The organism is Burkholderia sp. BCC1640 (genome assembly GCF_902833125.1).
Lineage (GTDB): Bacteria > Pseudomonadota > Gammaproteobacteria > Burkholderiales > Burkholderiaceae > Burkholderia > Burkholderia diffusa.
Genome location: NZ_CADFEF010000017.1, coordinates 86,073 through 111,938 on the forward strand (window position 1 = coordinate 86,073; position 25,866 = coordinate 111,938).

General features: G+C 67.6%; 30 protein-coding genes and 1 pseudogene. 12 read left to right on the forward strand and 19 right to left on the reverse strand.

Features of this window, described 5'->3' with window-relative positions; all coding sequences use genetic code 11:
- Positions 1–214 precede the first annotated feature (214 nt).
- The 5 genes and pseudogenes from HWX25_RS19495 to HWX25_RS19515 all read right to left on the reverse strand — a co-directional run bounded on the left by HWX25_RS19495 (position 215) and on the right by HWX25_RS19515 (position 3,315).
- On the reverse strand, positions 215–526 hold the full coding sequence (locus tag HWX25_RS19495) for a hypothetical protein (protein WP_059818389.1): 312 nt from the start codon (positions 524–526) through the stop codon (positions 215–217).
- Between the two features lie 66 nt (positions 527–592).
- Positions 593–751: pseudogene (locus HWX25_RS19500) on the reverse strand (Lrp/AsnC ligand binding domain-containing protein); the annotation flags it as partial.
- Between the two features lie 74 nt (positions 752–825).
- A complete protein-coding gene (locus HWX25_RS19505; RefSeq protein ID WP_175909819.1) occupies positions 826–1,701 on the reverse strand; it encodes a mechanosensitive ion channel family protein in 876 nt (291 codons plus the stop codon).
- Positions 1,702–2,069: 368 nt separating this feature from the next.
- A complete protein-coding gene (locus HWX25_RS19510; protein WP_175909821.1) occupies positions 2,070–2,804 on the reverse strand; it encodes a fucose-binding lectin II in 735 nt (244 codons plus the stop codon).
- Between the two features lie 121 nt (positions 2,805–2,925).
- The gene (locus HWX25_RS19515) at positions 2,926–3,315 is read right to left on the reverse strand and encodes a fucose-binding lectin II (protein WP_057926312.1); all 390 of its coding nucleotides are present in this window, start codon (positions 3,313–3,315) and stop codon (positions 2,926–2,928) included.
- Between the two features lie 123 nt (positions 3,316–3,438).
- On the opposite strand from HWX25_RS19515, the gene HWX25_RS33465 reads away from it, so the two are divergent.
- A complete protein-coding gene (locus HWX25_RS33465) occupies positions 3,439–4,173 on the forward strand; it encodes a hypothetical protein (protein WP_244135271.1) in 735 nt (244 codons plus the stop codon).
- A 114-nt stretch (positions 4,174–4,287) separates the two neighbouring features.
- Here HWX25_RS33465 and HWX25_RS19525 read toward each other — a convergent pair whose 3' ends face one another.
- Together HWX25_RS19525 and HWX25_RS19530 are read right to left on the reverse strand one after the other, a co-directional pair.
- A complete protein-coding gene (locus HWX25_RS19525; RefSeq protein ID WP_175909823.1) occupies positions 4,288–5,097 on the reverse strand; it encodes a TlpA disulfide reductase family protein in 810 nt (269 codons plus the stop codon).
- A 229-nt stretch (positions 5,098–5,326) separates the two neighbouring features.
- Positions 5,327–6,340: a hypothetical protein gene (locus tag HWX25_RS19530; protein ID WP_175909825.1), complete on the reverse strand. Its 1,014-nt coding sequence runs from the start codon at positions 6,338–6,340 to the stop codon at positions 5,327–5,329.
- A gap of 215 nt (positions 6,341–6,555) precedes the next feature.
- On the opposite strand from HWX25_RS19530, the gene HWX25_RS19535 reads away from it, so the two are divergent.
- The gene (locus HWX25_RS19535; protein ID WP_059533662.1) at positions 6,556–7,281 is read left to right on the forward strand and encodes a methyltransferase domain-containing protein; all 726 of its coding nucleotides are present in this window, start codon (positions 6,556–6,558) and stop codon (positions 7,279–7,281) included.
- Positions 7,282–7,312: 31 nt separating this feature from the next.
- Here HWX25_RS19535 and HWX25_RS19540 read toward each other — a convergent pair whose 3' ends face one another.
- Complete coding sequence (locus HWX25_RS19540) at positions 7,313–7,789, reverse strand: GNAT family N-acetyltransferase (protein WP_175909827.1); 477 nt, start codon at positions 7,787–7,789, stop codon at positions 7,313–7,315.
- Positions 7,790–7,920: 131 nt separating this feature from the next.
- On the opposite strand from HWX25_RS19540, the gene HWX25_RS19545 reads away from it, so the two are divergent.
- Complete coding sequence (locus tag HWX25_RS19545) at positions 7,921–9,399, forward strand: PLP-dependent aminotransferase family protein (protein ID WP_175909829.1); 1,479 nt, start codon at positions 7,921–7,923, stop codon at positions 9,397–9,399.
- A gap of 60 nt (positions 9,400–9,459) precedes the next feature.
- Here the strand turns inward: HWX25_RS19545 and HWX25_RS19550 are convergent, their stop codons facing one another.
- Entirely contained in the window at positions 9,460–10,497 is a 1,038-nt protein-coding gene (locus HWX25_RS19550) for an aldo/keto reductase (protein WP_175909917.1), read from the reverse strand.
- A 127-nt stretch (positions 10,498–10,624) separates the two neighbouring features.
- Here HWX25_RS19550 and HWX25_RS19555 point away from each other — a divergent pair, with 127 nt between their 5' ends.
- From HWX25_RS19555 to HWX25_RS19575, 5 genes are all read left to right on the forward strand, one after another.
- On the forward strand, positions 10,625–11,512 hold the full coding sequence (locus HWX25_RS19555) for a LysR family transcriptional regulator (protein ID WP_175909831.1): 888 nt from the start codon (positions 10,625–10,627) through the stop codon (positions 11,510–11,512).
- Positions 11,513–11,707: 195 nt separating this feature from the next.
- On the forward strand, positions 11,708–12,007 hold the full coding sequence (locus HWX25_RS19560; protein ID WP_059533672.1) for a helix-turn-helix domain-containing protein: 300 nt from the start codon (positions 11,708–11,710) through the stop codon (positions 12,005–12,007).
- Between the two features lie 20 nt (positions 12,008–12,027).
- Positions 12,028–13,380, forward strand: a complete 1,353-nt coding sequence (locus tag HWX25_RS19565) for a pyridoxal-dependent decarboxylase (protein ID WP_175909833.1) — start codon at positions 12,028–12,030, stop codon at positions 13,378–13,380.
- Positions 13,381–13,520: 140 nt separating this feature from the next.
- Positions 13,521–13,988 (forward strand): cupin domain-containing protein, encoded by a 468-nt coding sequence (locus HWX25_RS19570; protein WP_175909835.1) that lies wholly within the window; start codon positions 13,521–13,523, stop codon positions 13,986–13,988.
- 69 nt (positions 13,989–14,057) lie between these two features.
- The gene (locus tag HWX25_RS19575) at positions 14,058–14,879 is read left to right on the forward strand and encodes an SDR family oxidoreductase (RefSeq protein WP_175909837.1); all 822 of its coding nucleotides are present in this window, start codon (positions 14,058–14,060) and stop codon (positions 14,877–14,879) included.
- A 90-nt stretch (positions 14,880–14,969) separates the two neighbouring features.
- On the opposite strand, the gene surE is transcribed toward HWX25_RS19575, so the two are convergent.
- From surE to HWX25_RS19590, 3 genes are all read right to left on the reverse strand, one after another.
- Complete coding sequence (gene surE / locus HWX25_RS19580; RefSeq protein WP_059533679.1) at positions 14,970–15,749, reverse strand: 5'/3'-nucleotidase SurE; 780 nt, start codon at positions 15,747–15,749, stop codon at positions 14,970–14,972.
- 205 nt (positions 15,750–15,954) lie between these two features.
- On the reverse strand, positions 15,955–16,254 hold the full coding sequence (locus HWX25_RS19585) for an AzlD family protein (RefSeq protein WP_175909919.1): 300 nt from the start codon (positions 16,252–16,254) through the stop codon (positions 15,955–15,957).
- Positions 16,247–16,984: an AzlC family ABC transporter permease gene (locus HWX25_RS19590; RefSeq protein ID WP_059698770.1), complete on the reverse strand. Its 738-nt coding sequence runs from the start codon at positions 16,982–16,984 to the stop codon at positions 16,247–16,249. Before HWX25_RS19590 ends, HWX25_RS19585 begins: the two co-directional genes overlap by 8 nt.
- A gap of 125 nt (positions 16,985–17,109) precedes the next feature.
- On the opposite strand from HWX25_RS19590, the gene HWX25_RS19595 reads away from it, so the two are divergent.
- Both HWX25_RS19595 and HWX25_RS19600 read left to right on the forward strand, forming a co-directional pair.
- Positions 17,110–17,568 carry an Lrp/AsnC family transcriptional regulator gene (locus HWX25_RS19595; protein ID WP_006486309.1) on the forward strand — a complete coding sequence of 153 codons (459 nt, stop codon included), beginning with the start codon at positions 17,110–17,112 and terminating at the stop codon, positions 17,566–17,568.
- Between the two features lie 219 nt (positions 17,569–17,787).
- Positions 17,788–18,357 carry a hypothetical protein gene (locus tag HWX25_RS19600; RefSeq protein WP_175909838.1) on the forward strand — a complete coding sequence of 190 codons (570 nt, stop codon included), beginning with the start codon at positions 17,788–17,790 and terminating at the stop codon, positions 18,355–18,357.
- Between the two features lie 248 nt (positions 18,358–18,605).
- Here the strand turns inward: HWX25_RS19600 and HWX25_RS19605 are convergent, their stop codons facing one another.
- The 4 genes from HWX25_RS19605 to HWX25_RS19620 all read right to left on the reverse strand — a co-directional run bounded on the left by HWX25_RS19605 (position 18,606) and on the right by HWX25_RS19620 (position 21,417).
- Positions 18,606–19,238 carry a LysE family translocator gene (locus tag HWX25_RS19605; RefSeq protein ID WP_175909840.1) on the reverse strand — a complete coding sequence of 211 codons (633 nt, stop codon included), beginning with the start codon at positions 19,236–19,238 and terminating at the stop codon, positions 18,606–18,608.
- Between the two features lie 186 nt (positions 19,239–19,424).
- Entirely contained in the window at positions 19,425–20,285 is an 861-nt protein-coding gene (locus tag HWX25_RS19610) for a hypothetical protein (protein WP_175909842.1), read from the reverse strand.
- 62 nt (positions 20,286–20,347) lie between these two features.
- Complete coding sequence (locus HWX25_RS19615; protein ID WP_059533687.1) at positions 20,348–20,680, reverse strand: DUF2322 family protein; 333 nt, start codon at positions 20,678–20,680, stop codon at positions 20,348–20,350.
- 44 nt (positions 20,681–20,724) lie between these two features.
- Positions 20,725–21,417 (reverse strand): flavin reductase family protein, encoded by a 693-nt coding sequence (locus HWX25_RS19620; protein WP_175909844.1) that lies wholly within the window; start codon positions 21,415–21,417, stop codon positions 20,725–20,727.
- Between the two features lie 214 nt (positions 21,418–21,631).
- On the opposite strand from HWX25_RS19620, the gene HWX25_RS19625 reads away from it, so the two are divergent.
- On the forward strand, positions 21,632–21,958 hold the full coding sequence (locus HWX25_RS19625; RefSeq protein WP_059533691.1) for a thioredoxin family protein: 327 nt from the start codon (positions 21,632–21,634) through the stop codon (positions 21,956–21,958).
- 10 nt (positions 21,959–21,968) lie between these two features.
- Complete coding sequence (locus HWX25_RS19630; RefSeq protein WP_059464957.1) at positions 21,969–22,388, forward strand: secondary thiamine-phosphate synthase enzyme YjbQ; 420 nt, start codon at positions 21,969–21,971, stop codon at positions 22,386–22,388.
- A gap of 57 nt (positions 22,389–22,445) precedes the next feature.
- Here HWX25_RS19630 and atsR read toward each other — a convergent pair whose 3' ends face one another.
- The 3 genes from atsR to HWX25_RS19645 are packed head-to-tail and all read right to left on the reverse strand — an operon-like array spanning position 22,446 to position 25,693.
- The gene (atsR, locus tag HWX25_RS19635) at positions 22,446–24,257 is read right to left on the reverse strand and encodes a hybrid sensor histidine kinase/response regulator AtsR (protein ID WP_175909846.1); all 1,812 of its coding nucleotides are present in this window, start codon (positions 24,255–24,257) and stop codon (positions 22,446–22,448) included.
- 9 nt (positions 24,258–24,266) lie between these two features.
- Complete coding sequence (locus tag HWX25_RS19640) at positions 24,267–24,767, reverse strand: molybdopterin-dependent oxidoreductase (protein WP_175909848.1); 501 nt, start codon at positions 24,765–24,767, stop codon at positions 24,267–24,269.
- 47 nt (positions 24,768–24,814) lie between these two features.
- Positions 24,815–25,693, reverse strand: coding sequence for a helix-turn-helix domain-containing protein (locus tag HWX25_RS19645; protein ID WP_059818443.1), 879 nt, complete (start codon positions 25,691–25,693; stop codon positions 24,815–24,817).
- Between the last annotated feature and the right edge of the window lie 173 nt (positions 25,694–25,866).

A 25,866-nucleotide genomic window follows, 5' to 3' on the forward strand; every position in this document is an offset into this window, starting at 1 on the left:
GATGGCAAGGGGCGCGTAATATAACCGAACTCGATTGCCGTGTCGCACGCGCGGAATATCCTTGTTTTCGTGGGGTTTTTTGCGTGTCCGGGTTTCCGGAACGACGGTGCGCGGAACGGGAAGAACGGCGGGGTCGGAACGGTCGCGACGCGCGCGGTATCGATACTTCATCCGGACCGCGGCGTTGCACCGCGATCCGGTTCCGGTCACGGCATCACTTCGACGAAGCGCTCCGGCAAAACTGTTCGTACGCCTGCGCCGAATTCGCGAAACCTTGCGCCTTCGCGAGTTCCCACGGACGCTCGCATTGCTGCGTGCGTTCGCACCATGCGTAGCCGGCCGAGCCGATGCAGCCATGCGCATCGCGATCGCCGCCGACGATCGGCGGCGCGGCCTGGGCGGTTTGCGTGTCCTGCCCGGCGACATCGGGCGGGAGGGGGGAAGCCGGCTGAGTCGCGCACGCGCCCAATGCAAGCGCGCAGGCGATCATGGCGGCAAGCGACGCGGAAGAAATGCAATGCTTCATACGGTAGCGCTCCATGGGATGAAGTTCGACGGCGGATGCCCGCGGACGGGCGCTTGAACGATTCGATCACGCATCCGGCACCGGCACGCGCGACGAGAACTTGACGTCGCGCAGCGCGAGGCTCGACTGGATCGACGACACGCCTGCCTGCTTCCGCAGCACGCGTTCGACGAATTCCGCATACGCGTCCAGATCGGTTGCGACGACCTGCAGGATATAGTCGGCGACCGACTATCGCGGCGTGATCGGCGAAACGCGCTTCACGCCGCAAGGCGATTTGAAGCACGGCGCGATGCGCGTCACGACGCCTGCACGCGGCGCGTTTCGGCCCGGCGTTGCTGTTCGGCGTCGTGCACGATGTGCAGCTCGCGCGTGCGGATCGGCAGTGCGCAGTCCGCATCGGCAAGCGTCTTGCGCACCTGCCGCGCGAGGCGCCAGCGCATCGCCCAGAACTTGTCGGTGTGCGTCCACACGCGCATGTTCGCGATCGCCGTGCTGTCGTCGAAACGCATCACCATCACGTCCGGTGCGGGATCCTGGAGGACGTCGGGATCGGCTTCCGCCAGCGCGCGCAGTGCGTCGAGTGCACGATCGATGTCGTCGTGCACGGACACTTCCACTTCCAGATCGAGGCGCCGCGTCGGGTTGCGCGTGTAGTTGCGGATCGCGCTGCCCCACAGCGCGCTGTTCGGCACGTATTCGCAGATGCCGTCCGGCTTCGTCAGCCGCGTCATGAAGAGCCCGACTTCTTCCACCGTCCCGGCGACGTTCGAGCCGCCGTCGATGAAGTCGCCCACCTTGAATGGCCGCAGCAGCAACAGCATGATGCCGGCCGCGATGTTCTGCATCGTGCCCTGCAGCGCGAGCCCGATCGCGAGGCCGGCCGCGCCGAGCACCGCGACGACGCTCGCCGTTTCGATGCCGAGCTGCGACAGCGCGCCGACGATCGCGACGATGCGGATGCCCCACACGGCGACGTCGCAGAGGATCGGCCGCAGCGTGTCGTCGACGCGCTCCTTGTTCGCGAGCAGCCGGTTCAGCCAGTTGCCGATGCGTTTCGACAGCCACCAGCCCGCGACGAGCAGCGCGAGGGCGGCGCAGAGCCTGAGCGAGAGTGTGGACAGCGCGTTCCACAGGAACGTCCAGCGTTCCGGATGAAGATGATCGAGAAACATGACGGGATTCCGGGTTGAGGGCGGAAGGCGCGCGACGGATGCCGGCGACCGTCAATGTCGGACAGGCATGCGCTCGCGCGTCGGCAGCCCTCGACTGTACACGCCATGCGGGTTTTCGCGCGGACGCATGGGTGACGGCACGCGAATTCCGGTTTCGCGGCCAGCGCGTTGCGGCGGTGTGGTTTTCCGCGGAAACGGGCACGTCGGATGCCCGTGCTGCGACCCCGCCCGCGCGCCGCTCGCGGACACCCGGTTCGCGATGCCGGCCGCACGCGGCGCATGCGGCCGTGCCGCCCCGCGCCGGCGGGCGGCGTCGATGCGGATCGCCACGCCGGGCGGCGTGGCGAAGATCGACAGGATCGAGCTGCTTAGCCCAGCGGCCAGTTCAGGATCGCGATGCCGTCGTTGTAGTCGCCGTCCGTGCCGTCTTCCGAGCCGACCAGCCCGAAGTAGGTCTTCTTGAAGATGTCGACCTGACGCGAGCCGATCTTCGACGGCTTGCCGTTCGCCGTCACGACCACGCGCACCTTCCCCTTGCCTGAGTTCACGATCTGCGTGTTCAGGTTCGCGTCCTGCGTGCCGGCGCCCTGGAACGTCGCGGCCGGTTTCGGGTTGTCGTCGACATAGACTTCGATCGTCTGCTGTGCGGACGAATTGACCAGCGCCGTCACGCCGAACGCGATGTTCGGCGGCAGGTTGAAGATGCCGTCGCGCTCACCGCCGCCGGTCGTCGTCGGCTCCGGCTGCGCGGGCTGCGGCGTCGCCTTCGAGAAGTAATTGACCACCGCGCCGACACCGAACTTCGCCGCCGCGCCGGGCAGGACACCGGGCGCGCCGGCCCACGTCACCGTGCACGCGATCACCTGGCCCGCCGCATCGGCCTTCACCTTGTTCTGCCAGCTGCCGACGTCGAAGCTGTACGGGATGGTCGCGATGTCGACGAACACGTCGTATTGCGGCAGCTTTTCCACGAGCTGCGCGGTCATGAACTGACGCATCCGGTCGAGCACCGCCTGGTCGCCGTTCGCCTGTACGGCGGTTGCGTCGTTGCCGGCGAGCTGCAGAAGCGCATACAGGTCGTCGTGGGTAAAGGGTTGGGTCATGTCGTCCTCGTCTTGATGGATTGTCTTTGCGTGATGCGGCCGGCGAGCGGATGTCGCCGTGTCGTGCGCGGCGCGGCGCGCGGGACATGCCGCGCCGCGAATCTTCGTCAGCGTTCGGCCGTCAGCCGATCGGCCATTGCAGCACGACGATGCCGTCGTTGTAGTCGCTGTCGTGACCGTCTTCCGACACGACGATTCCGAAGTTGACCGTGAACGGCGAGCCGTCCGATTTCTTGCCGTTGATCGGCGCGAGGCGGGCATCGGTGGCCGATGTCTTGCCGTTCACCGTCACTTCGAAGCGGAGTTTGCCGTTGCCGGAATTCAGCGTGGCTTCGCGCGGGCCGTCGCGCGTGGTCAGCTTGTGATAGGCGGCGGGCTCCTTGCTGTCGCCGATGAACAGCTTGATGTGCTGCTGCTCGGCGGCATTCGCGAAGAAAATCGCGCGGAAGTCGGTGTTCGGCGGAATCGAAAATTCGCCGGCGCGATTCGAGGACGTTTGAGAGTCGGCCATGCTTGCCTCCTGAAGGTCGGTGGATAAGGCGTTTTGTGCGTCGCGCAAACGTTTGCCGTTTAAAACGCGACGCGGCCAGCATGGCGAAAAATAAATAAAAAAATATTCGACCGGGAATGGAAATTGTCCAGAAAATCGGAGATCGAAACAGTTCGATTTAATGATGAGTGTTTAATCGAATGTGGGTCTGAATATCCGCGAAATGATTTCGCTGCGCGTCACGCTTTTTTGAATAATGAATGGGTGCGCGGAGGGGAATGGCGGGAGGATCAGGGCTTCGGCGCCCGTCGGAACGAGCTGATTTATTCCATCTATGTTGCGATGCGCTCGCCTGATACACCTGACAGGCGATTAATTTCGAGATTAGAGGTATCGTGCACGGAGCGCGCGCGCTCCATATTCGGCGGCTTTTATTCAATTGGCCCGTTGCCGGGCCCTCACGAGGACAGTGCGATGACGAAACCCGATATTCTGAAAGGCGAGATCAAGGGGCAGGCTCAGGAGGCAGACCGTCACAACCTGGCGCGGCCAGCGGTGAATGGCGCGTTGTGGGCGCGCGGCCTGACGACGCAGCGCGTGGCCGATCTGTTCAGAACCCTGCCGGGCCTCCCGGGGCACTGGATGCAGCTGCAAAACGAAGTCAACGCAGGGAATCGCTATTTCTACGGCGTCCAGAACGGTCACCAGACGACCGACGAAGGAAAGGAACTGATCCGCTGGATCGCCGACGCGGTGGTCAGCGCCGCGCAGCGGGCGGGATTCGATTTTCCGTTGCAGCAGCTTCGGTTCACGGCCGACACGGGGTGGTTGAAGCTTCAGCGTGTGTCGGGGCGCGTGATGGTGCTGTCGAGGCCGTAAGCGTGGCGGGCGGTTGTCGACGTGTCGGCATGTCGTGGGGCGCGTCAGCCGCGGCAGCGGGAACGCGCGCGCCATCGACGATCGAGCATGGCCGCGCGCAGGCGGCCAACGGGATCACTGACCGAAGCGCTGCGCCACGGCGTCCTTCAACCGCGCGGCGGTGATCTCGCCCATGTGCGATTCGACGAGTTCGCCCTTCGCATCGAAGAACAGCGTCGTGGGCAGCCCGCGCGACCCGTACGCATGCATCGCACGCAACGGCGGATCGAGCAGCACGTTGTCGAAGCGCAGCCCCTGCTGTTCGAGGAACGCGCGCACCGCCTGCGCGTTCTCCCCCTGATTGAGCATCAGCACCGCGATGCCGGGATGCTCGCGCTGCGCCTGTTCGAGGATTGGCATCTCGCGCCGGCAAGGCGCGCACCACGTTGCCCACAGGTTCACGACGACCGGCTTGCCGGCAAAGCGTTGCGGCAGCACGGGCGTCGAGTCGAGCGCTTCGAGCTGCATTGCGGCGAACGGCGGCGCGGTGCGCTGCAGCGTCGCGAGCGTGCCTTGCGCGATACCCCATGCGGCGAGACCCGCGACGATGCCGGCTGCCACCGGGCGGCGCAGCGCGGGCAGGCGACGCAGCCGCCACACGGCGAACACCAGCGCGACGGCGATACCAATGCGCCAGTCGAAGCCACCGTCGCCGAGCGCGATGATGGACCGTGGCGCCGCTGCATATTCGCGCCACCATTGCGCGACATAGCCGATGCGCGCGGCGACCAGCCCGAGCAGCAGCACGTCGAGGATCAGGCTCGACGCGGTCTTGTGCTGGCCGTCGGGCGGGCGGCGCTGGATGAAGCGGGCGACGAGCCACGCCAGCAGCGCGGCGGCGGCTACCGCGACGACGCGGATCGAGAAGGGACCGATGCTCAACATGGGAAGAAAAAAGTGCGGGGATCGTGGATCGACCGGTGAAGGCGACACCGTTGCCGGTCATGTGGCGTTTCGACCCTGCGTGACGCATGCGGGTTCCCGTTGCGAGCTCGCGACATGCATCGCCCTGCGCGCGCGGATTGCATGCCGGGTACCAGCATTCAGGATGACGTCGTTTTCGTTGAAGCGTCTCGAAGCGTCAGGTCGACTGACGATCGCGCAGCACCGGTAATTACTGCCTGTTTCCGCCGGAGCTGGGCGACGCGCCGCCGAGCCGATACGCGGTGAAGAACTCGTACCACGGCGAACCCTGACCGACCGGCACGCCGAGTGCCGACGTCCGCTGCTTCAATGCCGCGAACACGTCGTTGATACGCGCGGCCTGCGCGGCATCGCTGAACGGACGCGGCTTCGCCCTGCCGGCCGCGAATGCGCCGTAGGCGATCGCGAGCAGGCGCGCGCTGTCGTCGATCGAGAAGATCGACCCGCTGATCGCTTCGACGAAGCGCGACCGGTCCGCTTCGCGCGATGCGGCGATGCACTGGAACACGATCGCCGACACTTCGTGCAGGTCGTTCGCGCGCAGCAATGCCGGCAGGCGTGCGGCGATCCGGTCGGCCGGTTCCTCGTGCAGCGCGGCGCCGAAGTCGAGCACGGCGGCCATCGGATTGCCGTCCTGCTTCACGCGATCGAGCGCCGATGCGGACGCGGCCGCCGCCGCTTGCGCGTCGTCGCCGGACGCGGCGCGCAGCACGTCCGCCACCTGCTGCCGCCACTCCGGAAAGATCATCCGCACGTTGCCGAACTGCTCGCCGCCTTGTGCGGCCGGATTCCAGCGATAAACGATCGTGCCGCCGTGAATGAACGGCGAATACAGATGCTCGGGCGTTTGCGGCAGCGGCCGCTGGTTGATCGGCAGCCACGCGAGCGTCAGCCAGTCGTAGCGGCCGGTGGCGGGCACCGACGGGCTCGAACTCGCGACGACCTGCCAGGTGCCGCGGTTCGCATAACGCCGGCGCGCGTCGGGCACCGCGACGGTTTGCTGTTTCGCGGTATCGAAGTAGGTCGTGCCGGTCACGTTTTCGCCGCTGTCCGGGGCCGGCGTGACGGTGGCGATGACCCACGCTGCGCCGTCGGCCGAACGATAGTCCGACGGCCGCAGCGTGGCGACGTCGTGCACCATGCGCGTTTCGGCGGCGACTGGGCTCGGCGGAAGATGGGCGGGACCGGCGACGATACTCGGCATGGACATTCCTCGGAATCGGGTGCGTATCGACGGACGCGAACCGAACGTGAAAGTGGGCGGCGCCGCATGTCGTCTCTCGTAACTGTAGAACGCCGCCGCCGGAAACGGAAACCGGCCGCGGCGGCTCCCACTCGCGCAACGCGCTCACGCGCACCGACGCTTCGGCTTACCATGCGCATCCTGGGCCAGCACGACGCACACGATCGGGAGCGCACATGACCGACACGAAAGCCATTACCGAACACTGGACGCACGTCGCCGACCAATGGATCGACTGGGCCGGCAGACCGGGCCACGATGCGTTCTGGAAGTATCGCGAGGGGTTGGCGGCTTACCTCGGCCGAGGCAGCGGCCACGCACTGGAAATCGGCTGCGGCGAGGGCCGCGTGAGCCGCGAGCTGAAGGCGCTCGGCTACGACGTGACCGCAAGCGACGCGGTGCCCGCGATGCTCGACGCCGCCCGTCGCGCGGATTCCGCGCACCGCTACGCACTCGCCGATGCGGCATCGCTGCCATTCGATCCGGCAAGCTTCGATGTCGTGATGGCGTACAACGTGCTGATGGATCTCGACGACATGGCCGCAGCATTGCGCGAGGCGCGCCGCGTGCTGAAGCCGGGCGGGCTGCTGTTCGTGTCGCTCGTGCATCCGTTCCGCGATCGCGGCCGTTTCGCGGGGCCGCAGCCCGATGCGCCATTCGTGCTCGAAGGCACGTATTTCGGCAGCGAGCATTTCGAAGGCGTGGAAACGCGCGACGGGTTGTCGATGCATTTCGCGGGCTGGTCGCTGCCGCTGCAGGCCTACATGGATGCGCTGGAGGCGGCCGGCTTCGCGATCGTGTCGCTGCGCGAGCCACCGCCTGACCGCGCTGACACGGACACGCTGAAGCAGTGGTCGCGCGTGCCGCTGTTCCTGTGGATCAAGGCGCGGCCGCTGGCGTGAAGCCGCCGCCGCGGCGGCGCGCTCGGCGCGCTCAGCGCGGCAAAACCTTCCGGTAGATCACGAATCCGGTTTTTTCCGCGACGGTGTCGTAGAGCTGCATCGCCGTGTGATTCGTCTCGTGCGTCTGCCAGTACACGCGTTCGGCGCGTTGCGCCTGCGCGGCGTCGTACACGGCTTCGATCAACGCGCGGCCCACGCCCTTGCCGCGTTCGCTCTCGAGCGTGAAAAGATCCTGCAGATAGCAGGTCGGCCCGATCAGCGTCGTGCTGCGGTGATACAGGAAATGCACGAGCCCGACGAGCCGGCCGTCGCGTTCCGCAACGCGCGCATGCACGGGCTCGTAGCCATCGAAGAAGCGCGACCACGTGAGCTGCGTGATCTCGTGCGGCAGCGCGGTGTCGCCGAAGCGGCCGTAGAAGCGGTTGTAGCCGTCCCACAGCGGCAGCCAGTTGTCGAAATCGTCTTCCCGCACAGGGCGTACGGTCAGGCCGGTGTCGGTAGCGTTCATGGTCGCGAACCTTTTGAGGATGGGTGAATTGAAGCGTTGCCGGCGCGGCCGGAAACTAGAACAGACATCCACGATAGAAAGTTCGTGGCACCATGTGTAGACCCATGACATTCCCACATTCTGGAGCCACGATGGATTACGCGGTGCTGCTGTCGACCTTCGAGCGCGAGGCGGGGCCGCACGCGGTCACGCGGATGTCGCAGCAGCAGCGGCTGTACGCGTGCCTGCGCGACGCGATCCTGAGCGGCCGGATCGCCGAAGGCGCGCGGCTTGCCGCCTCGCGCACGCTGGCCGACGAACTCGGCATCGCGCGCAACTCGGTGCTGTACGCGTACGAGCGGCTCGCGTCGGAAGGGTTCGTGACCGGCACGCGGCAGGGCACGGTGGTCGCCCGGATGGGTTTGCGCGGGTCGCGGATCGCCGCCGCGGCGCCCGCCGGCGATGCGGCGATGTTGTCGCGGCGCGTCGTGCAGGCGGAGCGCGCGACGAGCGGCCTCGACGAATCGCTGCCGTTCATGCCGGGCGTGCCGGCCGTCGACGAATTCCCGCTCGCGCAGTGGCGGCGCTGCATCGAACGCGCATGGCGCGCGGCGGGGCCGGCGCAGCTCGGCTATCAATCGGCGGAGGGCGATTCAGTGTTGCGCGACGCGATCGCCGGTTATCTGCGCGCGTCGCGCGGCGTGCGCTGCGACGCGGCGCAGGTGATCGTCACCGACGGCACGCAGGGCGCGCTCGACCTGTGCGCCCGCGCGCTGGCGGACGCGGGCGATGTCGCCTGGATCGAGAACCCGGGCTACCACGGCGCGCGCAACGCGTTTCTCGCGGCCGACCTGCGCGTCGAGCCGATCGGCGTCGATGCGCAGGGGCTGGCGCCGCATCCGGACGACTGGCGCGATCGTCCGCCGAAGCTCGTCTACATCACGCCGTCGCACCAGTATCCGCTCGGCGCGGTGATGAGCCTCGAACGGCGGCTCGCGCTCGTCGCGCAGGCGCGCGCGGCCGGCGCATGGATCGTCGAGGACGACTACGACAGCGAGTTTCGCCACCACGGCACGCCGCACGCGGCCGTGCAGGGGCTCGCCGACGATGCGCCAGTGATCTATCTCGGCACGTTCAGCAAGGTGATGTTTCCGGCGTTGCGGCTCGGCTTCATGGTGGTGCCGCCCGCGCTCGCGCAGCCGCTGCGCGACGCGGCGGGCGCGCTGATGTTGCAGGGTCGCGCGGTCGAGCAGCGCGCGCTCGCGGATTTCATCGAGGCCGGGCATTTCACGCGCCACCTGCGGCGCATGCGCCGCGTGTATGCCGAGCGGCGCGATGCGCTGCACGACGCGCTGGTGCGGCGATTGAGCACGCGGCTGACGGTGTCGGGCGGCGCGGGCGGCATGCATCTGTCCGCGCGGCTCGACGTGCCGGTGGCCGACACTGAGTTGAGCCGCGTCGCGCAGGCGCACGGGCTGATCCTGCGGCCGCTGTCGTCGTTCTGCCTGCCGGGCACCGCGCATGGCTACAACGGGCTCGTGCTCGGCTACGGCGGCGTGCCGGCTGAACGGATGGACGCGCTCGCGCGGCGGATCGGCGAGATGATCGACCGCGCGCTGGCCGGGCGGTGAGACTGACGTCCGTCGCGCCGGTCCGCCGTTGCGTCGGCGCGTGCCTGCCCGTTGGTCCGCTCAGCCGCACATCGGCGGGTTGAGTCGCGCGAACGCGTCCTGCCGGCGATACGGGAAGTACGGATACGGCGCTTCGACCGCACTCGCCGCATCGAGCTTCGCGATCTGCGCGTCGGTCAGCGACCAGCCGACCGCGCCGAGGTTCTGGCGCAACTGTTCCTCGTTGCGCGCGCCGACGATCACCGACGACACGGTCGGGCGCTGCAGCAGCCAGTTCAGCGCGATCTGCGTCACGGTCTTGCCGGTTTCCTCGGCGATCGCGTCGAGCGCATCGACCACGTCGTACAGTCGTTCGTCGTCGACCGGCGGGCCGAAGCCGGCCGTATCGTGCAGGCGGCTGCGTTCGGGCAGCGGCGCATCGCGGCGGATCTTGCCCGTGAGCCGGCCCCAGCCGAGCGGGCTCCACACCAGCGCGCCGAGGCCCTGGTCGGCGCCCAGCGGCATCAGGTCCCACTCGTAGTCGCGGCCGACGAGCGAGTAGTAGACCTGGTTCGCGACGTAGCGCGACCAGCCGTGCCGGTCGGCCGCAGCGAGCGACTTCATGATCTGCCAGCCCGCGAAATTCGACACGCCGATATAGCGCAGCTTGCCCGCGCGCACCAGGTCGTCCAGCGTCGACAACACTTCCTCGACCGGCGTGGCCGCGTCGAACGCGTGAAGCTGCAGCAGGTCGATGTAGTCGGTATCGAGGCGGCGCAGCGCGTCGTCGACCGCGCGGATCAGCCGCGGGCGCGACGTGCCTGCGTCGTTCGGGCCGTCGCCGGTCGGCAGGCCCGTCTTGGTCGAGATGAGCACCTGGTCGCGCCGTCCGTGGATCGCGGCGCCGAGCACGCGCTCGGATGCGCCGTCCGAATACACGTCGGCCGTGTCGAACAGGTTGACGCCGGCTTCGAGGCAGATGTCGACCAGGCGGCGCGCTTCGTCGACGCCCGTGTTGCCCCATGCGCCGAACAACGGGCCGGTGCCGCCGAACGTGCCTGCGCCGAAGCTCAGCACGGGAATCTTGAGGCCGGAGCGGCCGAGCGTGCGGTATTCCATGTCGTGTGCCCTCTTGTCGTCGAGGCCGACGCGTGAATGCGCCGGAAAGGTAGCGCTCACTCTAGCGCTTGCGGTTGATCCGGATAATTGGGCAGGCTTCGAAAATATCCTTCGGAGGAAGCGAGGAATGCTGCTCGACAATCTGGCGCTGTTTCTGCGCATCGTGGAGAAGGGCGGGCTGGCCGCGGCCGGCCGCGAGGTCGGGCTGTCGCCGGCCACGGTTTCCGAACGGCTGGCGGCGCTCGAGAGTTACTACGGCGCGGCGCTGCTCACACGCACGACCCGCGCGATCAGCCTGACCGACGAAGGCCGCACGCTGGTCGCGGGCGCGCGGCGCCTGCTCGCCGAGGCCGACGAACTCGAAAGCCGCGTGCGGCTCGGCGCGCAGACGCTGTCGGGGCCCGTGCGGCTGAGCGCGCCGGCCGATCTCGGGCAGGCGCGCGTCGTGCCGGTGGTCGACGCGTTCCTGACCGAGCATCCCGGCGTCACGGTCGACCTGCATCTCGGCGACGGCTACGTCGATCTCGTCGGGCAGGGGCTCGATTTCGCGATCCGGCGCGGCACGCTTGCGGACAGCGCGTTGCGTAGCCGTTCGCTCGGCCGTTCGCGCCGCGTGGTGTGCGCCGCGCCCGCGTATCTCGCCGCGCACGGCACGCCGCGGCATCCGGACGAACTCGCCGCGCACGACTGCATCGTGATGCGCTTCGGCCAGGAGCTGTATGCAGGGTGGCCGTTCCGCATCGACGACGAACTGAAACGCGTGATGGTGCGCGGCCGGCGCGTGGCCAACGACGGCGCCCTTGTGCGTGCGTGGTGCGTCGCGGGGCGCGGTATCGCGCTGAAATCGCGACTCGACGTCGAGCAGGATCTGGCGTCCGGCGCGCTCGTCGAGATCCTCCGCGACTTCTCGCCGGGCGAAGTCGACCTGCAGATCGTCTATCCGGGCGGTGCGGTGCAGCCGCGGCGCGTGCGGGCGCTGATCGAAAGGTTGGCGCAGGCGCTGACCGCCGAGTGATCGCAACCAACCGGATCACATCGGCTGGCGCTCCCGCATCGGCCTCCGACGTGATGACGTCGAATGCGGCGCAGCAGCGCAGACACCGCTTCCGGCACCTTCCCGCACGCCGGCAAACGCAACGATCCCGCGCGCAACCGGTTGCCCACGTTTCGTCATTTAGCTAATATTCGAAACGTCAAACGAGGCCGAACCATGGACGACGTCACCCGCATCAGCGCACTGGCCAACGAAAGCCGTCTGGCCGTGATGCGCTGGCTCAAGCAGCCGCGCAAGCATTTCCCGCCGCAGCCGCATGGCGACTTCGACGAACTCGGCGTGTGCTGCACGTACATCACCGAGAAGCTCGGCATCGCGCCGGCGACGACCACGCGCCACATGCGCATCCTCGCGGATGCCGGGCTCGTGCAGGCGACGCGCGTCGGCAAGTTCACGTACTACAAGCGGATCGACGATGCGCTGCATCGGTTGGGCCGCGATCTCCTGCAACTCTGATCTTCACAGAGGCAAACGACATGGATGAACTCGCCCTGCTGGCCGACGCCGACCGGCGCGCGCACGCGTATCTCGCAGCAGCCGGCGAACGGCGCGCGTATCCCGATGCGGCCGCGCTCGCCGGTCTTGCGGCCTTCGACGAACCGCTGCCCGATACGGGCCGCCCGGCCGACGACGTGCTGCGCCTGCTCGACGAGCGCGGCACGCCCGCGACCGTCGCATCGAACGGCCCGAACTACTTCGGCTTCGTGATCGGCGCGACGCTGCCGGCCGCGGCGGCGGCCGAGCGGCTGATGCTTGCGTGGGACCAGTGCGCGTCGTCGTTTGCGAATTCGCCGGTGGCCGCGACGATCGAGCGGCAGGCCGCGCGCTGGGTCGTCGACGTGCTCGGGCTGCCGGAGGGCAGCGCGGTCGGCTTCGGCACGAGCGCGACGGCCTGCACGCTGGTCGCGCTGGTCGCCGCGCGGCGTGCGCTGCTCGCGCGCAAGGGCTGGGACGTCGACGAAGCGGGCCTGATCGGCGCACCCGAGGTGAAGGTCGTGCTCTCCGAGCTCGCGCACATCACGGTGAAGAAGGCGCTGCGCGTGCTCGGCTTCGGGATGAAGCGCCTGATCGTCGCGCCGGTCGATCCGCACGGCCGCATCGATCCCGCGCAATTGCCGCCGCTCGACGACATGACGATCCTCTGCGTGCAGGCCGGCGAAGTGAACACCGGCGAATTCGATCCGTTCGCGGCGCTGGTTCCGCGCGCGAAGGCCGCCGGCGCGTGGGTGCACGTGGACGGCGCGTTCGGGCTGTGGGCGCGCGCGTCGTCGAAGCGCGCGCTGACCGACGGCATTGACGGCGCGGACAGCTGGACCAACGACGGCCACAAGTGGCTCAACACGCCGTACGACGGCGCGATGGTGATCTGCCGCGACGCGGCCGCGCTCGCGACCGCGATGAACAGCGATGCCGTCTACCTGAGCGGCGCGCAGGACGCGCAGAAGAATCTCAACCTCGAATTCTCGCGGCGGGCGCGCGGCATTCCGGTGTGGGCCGCGCTGCGCGCGCTCGGCCGCGCCGGCGTGGCGACGCTGGTCGAGCGGCATTGCGCGCAGGCCCAGCGTGTCGCCGACGGCCTGCGCGCGGCCGGCTACGACGTGCTGAACCGCGTCGTGCTGAACCAGGTGCTCGTGCGCGCCGGCACCGACGACGAGACGATCGCGATCCTTCAGGCCGCGCAGGATTCGGGCGACGTCTGGTTCGGGCAGACCGTGTGGCAGGGGCGGCCGGCGTTCCGGATCAGCGTGTCGTCGTGGCGCACGGAGGACGAACACATCGATCGCCTCGTCGCCCTGCTGACGAAGCTGCGCGGCGTGCACGTGGGCTGAGCGACGTCTCCACGGCGCGGTGGACGAGGATCGTGCCGGTGATCTCGTCCGCATGAAAATGTCGGACAATAGCGCGGCATGCACGCCGCGCCCGCCCGGGCGGCGCGTTCAACCGCTGCATTGACGCCGACGAGATCCCCATGTCCACGACACCTCCCCGGGAACTGCTGAAAGCCGCCGACATCGCGAAAATGGAACCGACCCGCGCGGTGCATTCGCTCAATCCCAACGCCGTTCGCCTCAAACGGCAGCTCAGCGACCTGACCGGCCTCACGCAGATCGGCGCACACCTGCTCACGCTGATGCCCGGCCACGAATCGGCCGAGTATCACCGCCACCTGTACGAGGAAGAATGCGTGTACGTGCTGTCCGGCACCGGCACGGTCACGATCGGCGAACGCACGTACGAAATCGGGCCGGGCGACTTTCTCGGCTTCCCGCGCGGCGGCGATGCACACACGTTGCAGAACACCGGCGACGGGCCGCTGGAACTGTTCGTCCTCGGCCAGCGCCTCGAACACGACGTCTGCGAATACCCCAGAGTCGGCAAGCGGCTTCACATCGCCGGCGAGCTCGAGGATTTCGTCGATCTGCCGAAACGGCCGTAGACGGCACGCATCCGCATCGGCCGTCGTCATGCTTATGATGCGGGAACGCCACTGACAGGATTCCACGCCATGGACGCGCCGCATCCGCCGATGAATGCCCCGGTCTCCGAAACGGAACCTGAAACCGAAACCGTCACCGAGCCGCGCGCGTCGCGCGTGCAGCGGCCCGTCGCGCTCGTCACCGGATCGACGTCGGGAATCGGCGCGGCCATCGCGCGACGGCTGGCGGCGGACGGTTACGCGGTGATCCTGCATTCGCGCAGTTCCGTCGAAACGGGTCGCGCGATGGCGCGCGAACTCGGCGCGGCCTACGTGCAGGCCGATCTCGCCGACGATGCGCAGCGCGTGCGGCTGATCCGCGACGCGGTGGCGGTGCACGGCCGCCTCGACGTGCTGGTCAACAACGCGGGCGTCAGCCGTGTGATTCCGCACGACGATCTCGCCGCCGCGACGCCCGACGTGTGGCGCGAGATGCACGAGATCAACGTGATCGCGCCGTTCCGGCTCGTCGCCGAAGCGCAGCCCGCGCTGCTCGAAGCGGCGTCGAGCGGGCGCGCCGGTTGCGTGATCAACGTCAGCTCGCATGCGGGCGTGCGGCCGAAGGGCGCGTCGATTCCGTATGCGGCGGCGAAGGCCGCGCTCAATCACACGACGCGCTTGCTGGCGCGCACGCTCGCGCCGGCGATTCGCGTCAATGCGGTGGCGCCGGGGCTCGTCGATACGCCGCTGACCGCCGACTGGACCGACGCGCAGCAGCTCTGGCGCGAGCGCGCGCCGATGCGCCGCGCGGCGACGCCGGACGACGTCGCGCAGACGGTCGCGATGCTCGTCGCGTCCGATTACGTGACGGGCGAGATCGTGATGCTCGACGGGGGATTGAACCTGACGTGACCGCGGACGGGTGATGCGGGCGGCGGGGCGGCGTTGTGCTGGGGCGATGCGCGCCGACGGCGAAGCCGCCGGCCGGTATCACCCCCGAGGTCAGCCGAGGTTCGACCGCAGCCGCGCGAGCGCGTGGTCGTGCGTGCGTTCGAACTTCAGCGGCGTGACGGCGATGTAGCCTTCGCCGAGCGCGACCGTCTCCGAATCCGCATCGTCGTCGCGCGGTGCGCGCGCCAGTTTCAGCCAGTGGTATTCGATGTCGCGCGGATCGCGCCCCGACACGATTTCGACGCCCTGCAACGTGCCGGCACCCTGGTTCGTCACCTTCAAGCCGCGCACGTCGTCGGCCGGCCGCGCCGGGAAATTCACGTTGAGGCACGCGTCGCTGTCCCAGCCGGCCGCGACCAGCCGGCGAATCACGTCCGGCGCATGCGTGAGCGCCGTGGTCCACGGCACCGCGTTGCGGTCGCTGAACGCCTGGCTCAGCGCGATCGCCGGCACGCCGACCAGCATGCTCGTCATCGCGGCGCCGACGGTGCCCGAGAACACCGTTTCGGTGCCGAGGTTCGCGCCGCGATTCACGCCGGACAGCACGACATCGGGCCGTGCGTCCTTCATCAGGTGGCTGACCGCGATCGCGACGCAATCGCCCGGCGTGCCGCGCACGGCGAAGCGGCGCTCGCCCTTGCGATGCACGCGCAGCGGTTCGTGCAGGCTCAGCGAATGCGACGTGCCGCTCTGGTCTTCCGCCGGGGCGACGATCCAGACTTCGCGCGCCAGTTGCGTGGCGACCTGTTCGAGCACTTCAAGGCCGGGGGCGTCGAATCCGTCGTCGTTGGTGAGCAGGACGCGGTCGAACAGCGGGCGGGTTTCTTGCATCGGGACGATCCTCGCAGGCAGGCAATCAGGGGAAGGCATCGCGGGTATAGCCGCAAGGCTAACACCCCGTCGTGACGCGTGCCGGGTGTCGCGTCACGCAGAGCCGAAGCCGCTCCCGGCGCGCGGATGCGAAAACGGGCGCATGGCGCGCCCGTCTTCCGCTTCGATGTGTCGCCCGCGCGGCGCTCGGAACCGCGTTACCCGATTACCCGAGCAAATACCGCAGCAGGCCGGCCGACACGACGCCGACGATGACGGTCGGCAGGATCGACAGGCGGGTCGCCGCGATCAGCGTGACGGCGAGCGCGAGCAGATCGGCCGGGCGCGTCGACACGAAGGCCGGCGCGATCACCGAGATCAGCACGCAACCGGGCACGTTCTCCATCACCGACGCCATCCGCGGGCTCAGCGTGCGGTTGCGCAGCAGCACGTAGCCGAGCACGCGCGACAGGTAGGTCGTCGACGCCATCAGCATGATGGTCGCGACCGTCGCGAAATCAGGCAGCATCGCGCGGCTCCCACAGCAGCGCGGCGATCAGCCCCGCGCACGCGCCGGCCGGGACGTACCACGCGCCGGGCACGGCCAGATGCGTGCCGGCCGCGACGACGAGGCTCACGAACCACGGACGGCTCGCGCGCATGCCTTTCCACATCCCACGCAGCAGCACCAGAAACACGGCCGTGAACGCCATGTCGAAGCCGTACTGCTCGACGTTGCCGATCGTCGGGCCGACCGCCGCGCCGAGCGTCGTCATCGAGATCCACGTCAGGTACAGCCCGGCGCACACGCCCGCGTAATACGGGACGCTGATGTGCGTGGCCGAGCGCGAGCGTGCGTCGGCAAGCGACATCGCCCAGCTTTCGTCGCACATGAAGAACAGCGCGGCGAATGCGCGGCGGCGCGGCAGGCGCCGGATGTACGGCGCGAACGCCGCGCCCATCAGGATGTGACGCGAATTCACGAGGAATGACATCGCGACGATCAGCGCGATGTGCGGCGGCGACGTCCACAGATGGATCGCCGCGAATTCGGAGCCGCCGCCGAAATTCAGGCCCGTCATCATCGGGACCTCGAACAGGCTCAGCCCTTTTTGCGCGGCCTGCGCGCCGAGCACCAGCGCGAACGGCACGAAACCCAGCATGACGGGCAGCGCCGCGCGCAATCCGCGGCCCATCTCGGCGACATAGGCGGGCCTGTCGCGAAGCCCGGACGACGTTGAAACGCTACTGCTCATTACTCCTCCTTCGGGGAGGAGGATTGTCTGCTTTTTTGACTCGAATCGGGTTGCGTTGCGGATCGATATTCACGAGAATTTGGCATCGAGTGAGTAATTCGCGATTTTTTTGGAATTTGATGCCAATGAAGCTTGACGCTATCGACCGGCGGATCCTGAGCGCGCTGCAACGCGACGGCCGCATGCAGAACGTGGAACTCGCGCACGAGGTCGGGCTGTCGCCGTCGCCGTGCCTGCGGCGCGTGCGGCTGCTCGAGGAAGCGGGCGTGATCGAGAAATACGTGGCCGTGCTGAACCCGGCGAAGGTCGGCAAGGGGCTGACGATCTTCACGCGCGTGTGGCTGAAGGGGCAGGACGCCGAATCCGTGAACCGCTTCGCCGAGGCCGTCCAGCAGATGCCGGAAGTGGTCGAATGCCACCTGATGGCCGGCGACTGCGATTTCCTGCTGCGCGTGGTGGCCGCCGACATCGACGACTACCGGCGCTTCCAGATGGAATACCTGACGCGCATCCCGGGCGTGCTGAGCGTGAAGACCGACATTCCGATGCAGAAGGTCAAGCTCACGTCGGCGCTGCCGACGTAACGCGGCACGGGCGCGTGACGACGATTCGGCGAATCGTCACCGGCCGGTGACATTTGGCCGATACACTGGGAGGACGAGCCGCTTCGCCACGCACCGGGCGCATCACGGTGCGACTTCGATGCGCAAGCAACTAACGGTCAGCCGCAAAGGGATCGGCGAACGCGCGCGCTGCGCGCGATGCGATCCGCCGGGCGGTGCGTCCATCTTGTCGAGCCATTCATGCAGCCATTCAACAATCCGTGGAATTCGCTGGAAATCGTCAAGCTCGTGCTCGGTGTGCTGACACCGTTGTCGGTCGCGTGTCTCGGCTGGCTCGTCGCGCGCCGATTGAAGCGGCTCGAGCTCGTGCAATGGACCAACCAGCGGCTGATCGAGAAGCGCCTCACGCTGTATGACACGGTCGCGCCGCAGCTCAATGCGCTGCTGTGCTTCTACACGTGGATCGGCTACTGGAAGGACATCTCGCCGGACGACGTGATCCGCGCGAAGCGCGAACTCGACCGCACGTTTCACATCTACCGTTACCTGTTCGACGACGACGTGTACGACGCGTATCACACGTTCATCCACGCGTTGTTCGAGATGCATACGGGACCGGGGCGCGACGCGCGGATCCGTGCGCTGATCCAGTCGCCGGACGGCGACCGCAGCGTGCACGGCACGTATGAGTGGAAGGCCGCGTGGTCCGAGCGGTTCTCGACCGCGAACGTGACGGACAAGGCCGATGTGGTGCGGCACTACACGCGGCTGATGGAGCGGCTGCGCGTGGCGCTCGGCGCGAATCGCTGACGATTGCGCGCGCCGCGCGCCGGTACCGGAATTCGCTACCGGGCGGCGCGGATTGGTCCCCTCATGCACGCGGCCATGTCCACTCGCGTGAGGTTCGCATGTTGATCGACACGGGTTTTCAGCCGCTTATGGTGCGCCGGCCGGGGATACGGCGGCGCCGTCTTCCAGGCATCGCATCGAGTGACACGAATTTCTCGCGCGTCAGTCGATCGTATTCGGTACGGACTTCGGAGTCGGCCGGTTCGCGATCAATTCCGTCCCGCCACCGCCAGCCGGGCGGCCAATCCCACGAACACCGTTCCGAGCAGATACCGCGGCAGCTTCGACGGCTGGCGTCGCGCGCCGATGCGCTGACCCAACCGACTCGCGGACAGAATCACCGCGCCGTTGACGACGAGTCCGATTGCATTGAGCACCGTCGCGAGAACGAGGATCTGCACGGCGATCGAGCCATGCTCGGGACGCACGAATTGCGGGAACAGCGCGAGGACGAACAGCGCCATCTTCGGATTCAGCAGGTTCGTCATCACGCCCTGGCGGAAGATCGCGGCGGTCGAATGGCGGCGAGGCGACGCGGCCGGCGACAGCGCGGTCGCATCCGAACGGAATGTCTTCCATGCGAGGTAAAGCAGATACGCGGCGCCGGCGAATCGCACGGCGTCGTACGCCAGCGGCACCGCGACGAAGAGCTGAGACAGCCCGAGCGCGGCTGCGAGCGCATGACAGTAGGTGCCGACCTGAATGCCCGCGAGCGTGGCGAACCCCGCGCGGCGGCCCTGGCTCACGCTGCGCGATGCAATCAGCAGCATGTCGGGGCCGGGTGTGGCGGTCAGCGCGAGACACGCGCCGGAGAACAGCGCGAGCGTGGAGAGGTCGATCATGGAAGTCCCCTTGTGCTGGAGATGCCCGAAAGGGAGGTCAGTTTAGGAGCGCACGTGGAGCGGGTCAATCGACCGGACGGCCGATCGTCAACGTATTTGTTCCATCTTCCGCGCGACGACAAACGCATGCCATGCGAGCAAGCGCGAGGAATCACGCGCACTCGTCGACGCGCCGCACCGCGCCGATCACTGTTTCCGGCAAGCCACCTGATAATCGATCACGGTATTCGCCGACGGCGTGTCCGGCTCGCCGCCGGCCGTCGTCACACCGAGCACGCCGGCCGCGCTCCGATACCGCAGCGCGCAATACCCCATGCCGGTGCCGGAGCACGCTTCGGCTTCGATGATCCCGTGCTTCGCGAGCGTGGCCGCGCCGTCCGCCGAGTCCGGCTTCTCGCGCGGACGCAGCGGCTGCCAGCCACGCGAGATCAGGATCTTGCGCGCCGTATCGAGCGGCTTGCCGTACACGTTGGGCACGACTGCACGGCCGTGGCAGTACGTGCGCTCGGCGGCGACCGCCGCCAGCCGCAAGCCGCCATGCTCTTCGCGCAGCTCGCCGACGGGCGCCGACGGGCCGTCGCCGCCCCAGACCAGCAGCGCGCCGCTTTCCAGCGACTCGGCCGAGCCGAGCTGCCAGCCGGCCGCGCGTGCCGTATAGCCGAGCGCGACGAGCGTCGTGCCGTCGAAGACGCCGATGTTTGCGTTGCGCGCGTAACAGATCGCGCTCGTCCCCGGCTTGAAACCGCTCGCAAACGTGACGACCGTATAGCGGCCGAGCGGCGCTTCCGACGTCACGATCCAGCCGAGCTTCGCGACATCGCGGCCGGCCGCGGTTGCGGTCTTCGCACGATATCGCGCACAGAATGCGTCGAGCGTGCCGTTCTCCGGCGAGCGCGGCAGCGCGCCGAGCGGAACCAGGGACGCGCCGGCGATATCGGAAGCCGTGTGCAGCGTCTCGGCGGACGCCGTGCCGCCGAGCGCGACGCACGCGAGGGCGACGCTCGATGCGACGCGGCGGGTGAACGGCCGGACAGTCATGCGACGCATGTGGATGGTCTCCGGGAAAGGACGGGCATCGCCCGTTTGCGTGCGTGCCCGTCGCCGGGCATTCAGGCCTTCGCGACCACGTCGATCCGCAGCGCGTCGCCGCCGTCGACGATCGCCAGCAGACGATCGACGTTCGGGTGTGCGCCCGGGCGGTTACGCGCGTCCGCGGTGTGCTCCGCGAACACGGCGAGGCCGTGCTCGGCGGCCTTCGCGTCGAGCGTGCCGAATGCCTGCTTCAGATAGTTGTACACCGCGAGCGAACCCTGCTTGCCCGGCTGGTTCTCGATGCTGGCGACCACGTCGCCGTTCGCGCCGACGAGATCGATGCGCGCGACACCGTCGATGGCCGGCAGTTGCGCGAGGTTGTCCTTGAATACTTGGGTCGGTTGAATCACTGAAACACTCCGTCGGTTCGGTCATGGGTCGATCGGCCCGTATCTTATCCGATCGACATGCCCGCTTCGCGCGCGCGGTCGATGTCGGGGCTGCGATAGGCGCGCTCCGGAATCTCGGCGAGCCTTGACGCATGCACCTGATGCGGCGCGAGGCCATAGAACTTCTGAAAACTCATGATCAGCGGCGACCATTTGTCCGGATCGATGCGGTCCGGATGACCGTCCATCAGCAGGTCGGGATGTACGTGAACGCGCTGGATGCGCACCTCGAACACGCGGATGTGGCCGCGCAGGTCGGGCGCTTCGTCGCCGATGCCGTGCGTGGCGGCGACCACCGCTTCCAGATGCACCGGGCATTCGAGCGCGCGCGGCGGGGCGATGGTCTGCGAGGGCGTCTCGGTGAGCCCGGCGGTGCCGAACTTGTCCGGTTCGTACACGTAGCCGCGCGCCTGCTTCGACTCGGGTACCGGATGCGTGCCCGTCGTGCGCGCGATGCGGTCGACCGCCTGCGCCTGCGCCGCCGACGGCAGGTTCAGCACGCATTCGCCGGTGCGCATCAGGTTGTGCGTGGTCTGCGAGCTGGCGGCGAGCCCGAGCATGCCGCGCCAGCCGAGCCAGAACGCGGACGACATCGGCGCAAGATTGGCCGTGCCGTCCGGATTCAGCGTGCTGATCAGCACGACGGGCGTGCCGAAATAGAGGATGTTGGGTTCGGTGACGCGATGCGGGGCATTCATGGTCTTTCCTTCGTTGACGGGATCAGTTCGCATGCTGATCGCGTCGCCGCCGCGCGGCGCTCCGATTCTTGTCGTGTCATTCGCGGGGCGGGGCGTGGCGCGGCCGCCGTCGGCATCGCGCGTGCTTTTCCGCTACAGTGGGAAATCGAAGGTCGCATGTGCCGCCCACGCCGGCGCGCGGCGGCCACGTTCCGCAATTGCACACGAGGGACCGATGGACATCGAGCAACGCTACACCGCCAACGCGCCGACGCGCGCGGAAGTCGACGCACTGGCCGGTGCGACCGTCATCGAATTCGGCACGAACTGGTGCGGAATCTGCGCGGGTGCGCAGCCCGCGATCGTCGCGTCGTTTTCCGCGCATCCGGCCGTGAGGCACCTGAAGATCGAGGATGGCCCGGGTCGGCCGCTCGGCCGTTCGTTCGGCGTGAAGCTGTGGCCGACGCTGGTATTCCTGCGCGACGGGGTCGAAGTCGCGCGCGTCGTGCGCCCCGCCGACGCCGGGCAGATCGAGGCCGACGGCTTTGCCGCGCTCGCCTGAGGCCGTCGTCATGCAACAGGCCATCACGCATATCGGCGTCGACGCGCGCGGCAGCGGCCTCGTCGAGTTCACGCCGCAAGTGCGCGCATTCGTCGACCAGCAGGCAATCCGCACCGGGCTGCTGACCGTGTTCTGCCGCCATACGTCCGCGTCGCTGCTGATCCAGGAGAACGCGGATCCGTCCGTGCAGCGCGACCTCGAACGCTACTTCGCGACGCTCGCGCCCGAGGACGACACGCGCTACGAGCACGACACCGAAGGCCCCGACGACATGCCTGCGCATCTGCGCACGGCGCTCACGCAAGTGCAGCTGTCGATCCCGATCGAGCACGGACGCATGGTGCTCGGCACGTGGCAGGGCATCTATCTGTTCGAGCATCGTCGCGCCGCGCATCGGCGCGACATCGTGCTGCATTTGATCGGCGAGTAAGCGGGAAACGCGCTGCGGGCGGCCGGAACGCCCGCCCGTCACGCATCGCGACCGTGCTCAGCCGAGCAGCTTCTCGACGAGCGCGCCGAGTTCGCGCAGGTGAACGGGTTTCGGCAGGAATTCGTCGAACACCCGCTGGTTCTCGCGCAGCGCGGCCGATTCGTACGCGCTGACACCGAGGATCGACGGAAACTTTCCGTCGTCGTCCGGCTGCGCGACCATCCGGATGCGGTGCGCGACTTCGAAGCCACTCAGGTCCGGCAGTTCGAGATCGACCACGACGAGGTCGTAATGCGTGTCGCCGAAACGGGCGACGCCTTCCTGCCCGGTGCCGCACAGGTCGACGTCGAGGCCGAGCGCCGACAGCATCGCGCCGAGCGTTTCGCGCGCGTTGTCGTTGTCGTCGACGACGAGCGCGCGGCGGTTGCGATGCGCGGCGACGGCCGGCCACGCGGGCGCGTCGCCGGTCGTTTCGCCGGCATCCGGCATCTCGGCCGGCAGCGTCACGACGAACTCGCTGCCTTCGCCGACGACGCTGCGCACGTCGACGTGGCCGCGCAGCGTCGTCACGATCTCGCGCACGACCGCGAGCCCCATGCCGATTCCGTCCACATGCAGGCCGACCGCGTCGTTCGCGCGGTAGAACGGCTCGAAGATCTTCGGCAGATGCTGCTTCGCGATACCGGCGCCCGTGTCCCGCACCGCGAGTTTCAGTTGCCGGCCGGCCGGCGCGTCGACGAGCATGATCGATACGTCGATCGATCCGTCGACGGTGTATTTCACCGAATTCTCGATCAGGTTCGACAGCACCTGACGCAACAGCTTGCGATCGGAGCGGATCGCGAGGTCGTGAGGCTCGACGCGCTGTGCGACGGCGATCCGCTTTGTCGCGATCTTCTCGCGCAGCGGATCGAGCACCTCGGCGAGCAGCGACGCCATGCCGACCGTTTCGGTTTCGGCGAGGCGCTTGGTCGAGCGCAGCTTGATGTAATCGGTCAGGTCCTTGACCAGCGCTTCGAGCGACGACGCGGAATTCTGCAGCCGCCGGATCGTCTTCAGGTTGGCGTCGGACTGCGGCCGCGCGAGCAGGATCTCGATCGAGCCGCAGATCGCCTGCAGCGGCGTGCGCAGTTCATGGCTGACCATCCCGAGGAACGCGTTCTTCGCCTCGATCATCTCGAACGCGCGATCGGATGCCTTGCGCTCCGCATCGAGCGCCGCGTCCTGTCGTTCGAGCAGGTCGTCGCGCGTGCGCATCGTGTAGAACAGCAGCAGGAACAGCGCGCACAGGATCACGCCGAGGATGATGCCGAGCGACAGGATCGCCCGCTGCTTTTCCTTCAGCTGATGGAATGTGAAGTCGCGCTGCGCCATCTCGATCGCGCGGAAGTAGTTCGCGAGGCCGTTGACCTTCGGCCAGTATGCGTTGACGTCGTCGATCACGCGCGGCGCATTCTTTGGCGCGTTGCGCAGCAGCGGCACGTCGTGCTTCAGGCGCGCCATGAATGCGCCGAGCACCGCGATTTCGGCGCGCGCGCGCGGGATGCGCAGCCAGTATTCGGACACTTCGGACGGCCGCTGCAGGAATCCGAACGATACCGACAGGCTGTCGAGCTGCATCTGCACGTGGTCGAAGTCGTCGTCCACGTGCGTCGAGTAGAGGATCAGCTGGCGGTCGAAGCGCGTGTAGGCGTTCCGGTATTGCGCGGCTGTCCAGAACACGCCTTCGCGCGGCCCTTCGAGCACGCCCTCGTTGACCGAGGTCGCGAGCAGGTCCCACAGCAGGAATGCCCACGCGGCGAATCCCAGGATCCACAACGATCCCAGGATGAGGATGATCTTTCTGTTCTTCCACCGCCCGCGCATCATGTCCCGCGCTTACTTCACGGTCAGGCCGATGATCTGCCATGCGAACTTGGCTTCGCCGAGCGGCGTCTTCAGCTCGTCGGGATACTGGTCGCGCGGATACATGATCCACAGCGGGCCGTAGTTGTCGTTGCCGAGCACCTTGCCGTTCATCGTGCGCGCGAGGATCACGCCGTACTTGTCGGCATCCGACACGGGGATCGTGAACGTATATTCGTCGATGCAGCGGAACTCGATCTGCGTGCCGTGCGCGTCGACGGTTTTCAGCACGTCGGACAGTCGCGGGCCGGTGAAGGTCGCTTTCGGCGTCCAGCTCGTCGACGTGACGATCGTGTGCTGCGGCAGCGCCATCAGCGCCTGCTCGGTAAAGACGAACGTCGTCTTGCCGGGCTGGTTGCTGCGGCCGATCTTGCCGTCGACGGTGAACGTGAACGACGCGGCCCAGCTCGCGGCGGCCATGCCGAGCAGGCAGGCCGTGACCAGGCTCTTGATCCAGATGGTCGAAATTCGCATGTGTTTCCCCTTGATCGTGTTCGTGTGGTGGAGTTCTTGTCGTGGTCTCAGCTCGCGGCGGCGGCCGTGGCGGCCGGCAGCGCGATCTTCAGTTCGCGCGCGACTTCGGCGAACAGGATCGGCAGGCGCACCGGCTTTTCCTCGCAGCGCGCGTTGTAGTGCGACACGATGTGCGCGATTTCGTCCTCGCTCGCTTCGCCGGTGGAGATCTTGCCGGTCAGCAGGAAGATCGGCGCGCCGCCGTTCTCGCTCGAACGGATACCGCGCACGAGCTCGGCGGCCGTCTGGTCGCCGAGCATCCAGTCGAGGATGTAGCCGTCGAAATCCTCGACTTCCAGCGCCTTGCGGAACGACGCGCCGTCATGGTACGGAATCGCGTTCACGCCTTTTTCGATGAAGTATTCGCAGACGGTTTCGGCGACGTCCCGCGAATCGTCGACGACCGCGATCCGCGCCGCGTACACGGTCGGCTGGCTCGAGCGCAGTTCGATGACGTCGACCGGATAGAGGCGGCCTTCGCGCGCGTGCTGGCGCTCGGTGACGATCCATTCGCCCTGCCACTGCAACGCGACGAAGTCCGTTTCGGTCTGGCTGCTGGCCTTCGCCGAGATCGCCGCGCGGCAGCGGAAACGGCGCGACTCGATCACGAGCGTCGCGTCGATCATCTCCGCGGCGGCCGGCTGCGTGCCCTTGTCGTCGAGCAGGATCGCGGGCGGCACGCCGAAGTGCGTCGCGATGTCCTGCAACTGCGACAGGTTCCACGGGATCAGGCCTTTCATCTTGCGGGTGACGACCGAGAAACTGAGGCCCAGCACGTTCGCGATCGTCGTGTTGTGACTGCGCGGCGGGACGCCGTTGCGCGTCAGCAGATCGCGCACCTTGGTGGCGGTGATGAGGTCGGCGTTGGCCTGCTCGCTATTGGGCATCTCGAAGGGGTCTCCTAGTTTGAGCGACGAAGAGCATATTCAAAAGTGACGCGATGCGCAAACTTTGAAATCGCGAATCACCTTGACATGCCATTTTTCTCCATTATTATTGCTCACCACGTCACTATTGTTTGTTGCGTCATGTTTGGAAGCCGGTGTCGACAACGGTCGGC